The organism is Bacillota bacterium, assembly GCA_040754675.1.
Classification (GTDB): domain Bacteria; phylum Bacillota; class Limnochordia; order Limnochordales; family Geochordaceae; genus Geochorda.
The window spans coordinates 1-3,404 of record JBFMCJ010000439.1 but is presented as its reverse complement, the minus strand read 5'-3'; the positions used below and the strand labels follow the sequence as shown (position 1 = coordinate 3,404).

Here is a 3,404-nt window from a genome sequence, read left to right as displayed (position 1 = left end):
GATCCTGGATACTTCGACCATTTCCCGGGAAATGGCGGGCGGAAGGGGCGGCCCGCACGGCACTCGAACCACCGGCTCATGGAAACTCACGGGACGCCGAGCCAGCAAGACGCCTGGGAGCACCGCAGGCGAACCCTGCTCCCGGCTGCGGCACGCGCCGCCCGCTGGGGCCCGGCCATAGCCTACATGATCGGCAACTGGCTGGTCTCCGGCACCCCGGGCGACCGCATCGGGCCGCTCCCCGCCCCGGACTGGTTGCTCCACGGCCTTGCCTACTTCGTTTTCGGGCTGCTGCTTCATTTCGCCACCGGGCACAAACGCCTGGCACGGGTAATGGCCATGGCCATCCTGGCCTCATACGCTGCGGTCGACGAGTGGCATCAGAGCTGGGTGCCGGGCCGCACGGCCACCCTTCCGGACTGGCTTGCCGACGTCGCGGGCGGGGGGCTCGCATTGTCCCTGACAGGATTGCGAAAAGGCCGCGCCCGGAAGGCTCTTCTCTCGGGAGGCCTGCTGCTGGCGCTCGCCGCTCTGGTGGCCTCGCCTGCCCCCGGTCAGCCTGAGGCGGTCCAGGATGGCGATGCCTCCTGGGTTGCGGCGCACCGGCTGCTGGGCGAAGCGGAAAGCGCTCTTGCGGCAGGGGACCTGAAGCTTGCAGAGCAGACGCTGGCACGCGCCGCCGTCCCGCAAAGCGAGCGCAGCTACCGTGCCTTTCGCCGCCTCATGCTGCAGGCTCGCATCGCCCTCGCGCAGGGCCGCCCCGGCGATGCCGTCCAACCGGCCCGAAGCGCCCTCGAGCTGGCCGTTGAGGACGATCGCCTCGACGCCCAGATGGTGCTTGCCGAAGCGCTGGCCGCTTCCGGTTCGAACCCCGAAGCCCTCGACGCACTGGCCTCTGCGGCCGAAGGGGCGGTGATACTCTACCGGGGTGACCTGCGCCACGAGGTGCTGACCCGGATGGCCGGCCTGGTCGGCACGATAACCCTTGAGGCACCCGAAGCCCGCACGCGCCTGTTGCGCTACGGCCGGGTGCTGGCTCGCTTCGGCCGGTGGCAGGAAGGTGCCACGCTCTTCTCCCGCCCGGGCTGGCAGGAGCAAGAGGCCGCAGCCGCGTCCGAGCTGGCCCGTGCCCTTGGAGCCCTCGGGCAGCGTATCCGGCGGCTTTCGGTGCTGCAGCAGGCCCTCGAATCCGGGCAGCGGCAGGGATGGCCTGCGGGCCAGCTTTCACCCCTGCGCCTCCAACTCGCCGCAGAGTTCCAGGACGCGCTCCCGGCGCGGGCCACCGCTTTGCTGGAGGACGTCCTGCGAGAGGACCCCGGGACCTCAGCCGCCGGCGAGGCCCTGGCGGCGCTCGTGCGGGCGGCTATCGACGTGGGCGATTTCGATACCGCGGCCGCCCGGATCCAGAAGCACGGCCCCGCCGCGGCGGGAACGGCGGGATGGCGGGATGCCCTGTGGGCCCTGTTCGCGGCCGCCTACAGCCCACCCGGCACTCGCGACAAGCGCCCCGGGGATTTGGCTGCCGCCCGCCGCGCACTGGACGCCCTGGCGGCGGGAGCAGCGCGTGACCCCGCGGTCCTGTACTGGCAGGCCCGCCTGGCGTGGGAAAGCGAACCGCGTGACGGCGGGGCAAAGCCCGACGGCAACAGCGCGAGGGTGGCCGCGCTCATCCGTGACCTCACCGCGTCGCAACCCCTGTCCTACTACAGCGTGCTGGCGCACGAGCGTTGGCCGGACCTCGCGCCCGCGCCGGTCCCACGACCCGTGTCCGGCGCCCCCGCACCTGCTGCCGAAAGTTCCGGGGGGCCCGAGGAGAGTGCCGTTCCTTCCGGCATCCTGGCCCTCAAAGCGCAGGGCCTTGCGCGCGAGGCGGCGCGAGAGCTTCTCTATCTGGCAAACGGCCGCTCGAGCTCCGAAAACGCCGGTCCGCCCGGGGAAGCCCGCTTCCCGGGCCTCCTCTTTACCCTGGCCCGGTGGCAGCTCGAACTGGGCGAGTTCAGGGCGGCCGGCAGGACTCTCAACCGGCTGTTCGGCGAGCAGCCTGATGCGCTTGTCAGCCCGGACGCCCGCCGCCAGGCACTGGTGGGCCTGTTCCCCACACCCTACGAGGCGGCCGCACGCGCCGAGGCCGCCGCCCGGGGGATGGACCCGCTCATCGTCCTGGCGGTGATGCGGGAGGAGAGTTCCTTCGAACCGCTGGCACTTTCACCCTCGAGCGCTTACGGCCTGATGCAGATCATCGAACCCACCGCCCGCTGGCTCGCCGGCCGGGAAGGCATGGCGATCCCCGACCCCGCGGCCCTCTATGACCCGTCTCTCAACATCCGCTTGGGCACTGCCTACCTGCGGTACCTGCTCGACCGTTACGGCGAACTGCGCGTGGCGGCCGCCGCGTACCATGCGGGGCCGGGCCGGGTCGACCGCTGGCTGCAGGCGTTCGGCACCACAGATGCGGAACTGTTCGTGGAACGCATCCCGGTGGCTGCCACCCGCCGCTACGTGCAGAACGTGTACCGCTCGTACCGGGTCTACCAGCAACTTCACGGATCCGGGATGTGACGCCGCACGCCGCGCACGCCGCGGCCCCGTAGCCGGTATCGTATCCAAAGAAACCTCTTCAAAGGGTCTCCAGAAGCCGGGCCAGGAACGCCGTGCGCAGCGGCAGCGAGGGCACGTACACGTATTCGCTCGCCGAGTGGGCACCGTCGCCATCGGGACCCAGCCCGTCCAGCGTAGGCACGCCGAGTTCGGCGGTGATGTTGCCGTCGCTTCCGCCGCCCACCTGCGCCTCCCCCAGTTCCAGGCCAAGCTCGGCAGCCAGGCCGCGGGCCTGCTCGTAGAGGGCAGCCGACGCCTGGCGTTCGAGGGGCCACCGGTTGACGCCGCCGGAGACCTCCAGCCGGGCCCCGCCTCCGGCCTGCAAGCTCCGCATGGCCCGGTCGATGCGCTCGGCTTCGGAGCGGGTGGCGAAGCGCACGTCCACGTCGGCCCAGGCCCGTTCCGCCACGACGTTTGGCCGGGTGCCGCCGCCCATGACCCCCACGTTGACCGTGGTGCCGCTCTCCCGGTCGGAGAGCGCGTGCACCGCCAGCAGTACCTCGGCCAGGGCCACGTTGGCGTTGATGCCCCGCCAGAAGTCGTTACCGGCGTGGGCGCTGCGGCCGGTGACGATCAGCCGGTACTGGGCCACGCCCTTGCGGGCGGTCTTGACGGCGCCGCCAGGGCCGGCCGGCTCGAGCACGAGGGCATAGGCGGCGCCTTTCGCGCAGGCCTCGATGATGGGCCGGGCTGAAGCGCTGCCCACCTCCTCGTCCGCCGTGACCAGAAAGACGACCGGGCGGTTCGGCGCCGAGCCCACCGCCCGCAGCGCCTGCACAGCCCACGCCATCATGACCAGGCCGGCC

Annotated in this window: 2 protein-coding genes; one reads left to right on the top strand and one right to left on the bottom strand. The window is 71.7% G+C overall.

Annotation, left to right across the window (positions count from 1 at the left end; genetic code table 11):
* Window positions 1-2,559 (top strand): VanZ family protein (locus tag AB1609_18590; GenBank protein MEW6048455.1); only part of this gene is annotated, 2,559 nt, incomplete at its 5' end.
* Window positions 2,560-2,617: 58 nt separating this feature from the next.
* Here the strand turns inward: AB1609_18590 and AB1609_18585 are convergent.
* On the bottom strand, window positions 2,618-3,404 hold a 787-nt coding region (locus AB1609_18585; GenBank protein MEW6048454.1), incomplete at its 5' end, for a M20/M25/M40 family metallo-hydrolase.